The organism is Mycobacterium sp., from assembly GCF_036488105.1.
Classification (GTDB): Bacteria; Actinomycetota; Actinomycetes; order Mycobacteriales; family Mycobacteriaceae; genus Mycobacterium.
In genome coordinates this window covers 1-1,609 of the sequence record NZ_DASXHW010000189.1, presented here as the reverse complement: position 1 = coordinate 1,609, position 1,609 = coordinate 1, and the positions used below count along the sequence as shown (strand labels likewise).

Genomic DNA, 1,609 nt, shown 5'->3' with positions numbered 1-1,609 from the left:
GGCCTGGGTGTGGGTTTTGCCTTCGGATCTTTTGCGGTCGTAGTAGGTGCGCGAGGCGGTGTCGGTGCGAATGGCGATGTGGGCGGACAGGTAGCAGGCGCGCAGCAGGCGCCGGTCGTAGCGGCGGGGCCGTTTGAGGTTCCCGCTGATGCGGCCCGAATCGCGCGGCACGGGGGCCAGACCAGAGACGCCGGCGAGGCGGTCGACGGAATCGAAGGCGCTCATGTCACCGCCGGTGGCGGCGATGAATTCAGCGCCGAGGATGACACCGAAGCCGGGCAGACTCAGGATGATTTCGGCGTGGTGGTGGCGGCGAAATCGCTCCTCGATCATCGCGTCGGTGTCGCCGATTTCGGTGTCGAGGGTCATCACCTCCTCGGCCAGGCGGGCCACCACGGTGGCCGCCAGTTGTTGTCCGGGCACGATGCTGTGTTGGGCGTTAGCGGCGTCGAGGGCGGTGGCCGCGACGGTATCGGCGTTGCGGGCCTTGCGTTTACGCAGCCAGGCCACCACCCGGGTAGTGCCGGCACGGCGCAGCGCGTCGGGGGTTTGGTAGCCGGTGAGCAGGATCAGCGCGGCCTTGCTTTTGCTGTAGTCAAAGGCGCGTTCCAGGGCCGGGAAGTACTCCAGCAGTTGGGCGCGCAGCCGGTTGATCGCTCGGGTGCGATCGGCCACCAGATCGGTACGCCGGGCGGTCAGGATGCGCAGCTCTACCGCGATGTCATCACCGGTACGCAGCGGTTGCAGGTCGCGCCGCATGCGGGCCTGATCGGCGATGATCGCGGCGTCTTTGGCGTCGGTCTTGCCGTCACCGCGGTAACTGCCCGAGGCGTGATAGACCGTGCGGCCGGGAATGTAGAGCAGCCGCTGTTCGGCGGCGATGAGCAGGGTGATCAACAGGGCGGCCCCACCGGCGTTGAGGTCGATCGCCCAGGTGATCTCACTTCCATCGGCCAACGTCGTCACTGCCGCAATCAACTCCAGCAGCGCGGCCTCGTCATTGGTCACCCGCCGCGAGAGCAATTGCTGCCCGTCGCCGTCGATAGCCATGCAGTAATGATCCGCTTTACCAGCGTCCACACCAGCCCAGATATGTTGTGCCACAACCACCTCCGTAGCAGTTATCGTCCCGATCAGCCCAGCAGACGACCACGCCGTCGTGTCCTTACACAGCGATCAAATCGCATCTCTCAATTAGCGGTCGAGTCGTCGCGGGACGGCGGGCGGCCAATCCTCCTCGGCCATCGAGGGCTGAGCGATGAAAGCCATACCCGCCGTCCCTGGGTGACTCGAAGCCTAAGGCCAGCGGCCTCTAACACCCTGCAAGGAAGGTAAGAAGGAGTGAATGGGCGCCCCTTGAGGCTCGCGACCGTTGACACGCGTGGCTGATTGTCGTATCAATAAGACATGACGTCGACTTTGTCTCACCAGCCTCGTTTCCAGCTCGCCGACGCCGAGACGTGGGCCAACCCGTGGCCGATGTACCGCGCGCTGCGCGACCACGATCCGGTGCACCATGTGGTGCCGACGCAGAGGCCCGAGGACGACTATTACGTGCTGACCCGGCACGCCGACGTCTGGGCCGCGGCCCGTGACCACGAGACGTTCT

Annotated in this window: 1 protein-coding gene and 1 pseudogene; one reads left to right on the top strand and one right to left on the bottom strand. The window is 65.4% G+C overall.

What is annotated here, in order from left to right:
* The coding region (locus VGH54_RS10210) for an IS110 family transposase (RefSeq protein ID WP_414688686.1) at window positions 1-1,080 on the bottom strand (1,080 nt) is incomplete at its 3' end.
* A 327-nt stretch (window positions 1,081-1,407) separates the two neighbouring features.
* Here VGH54_RS10210 and VGH54_RS10205 point away from each other — a divergent pair.
* A pseudogene (locus VGH54_RS10205) lies at window positions 1,408-1,609 on the top strand (cytochrome P450); the annotation flags it as partial.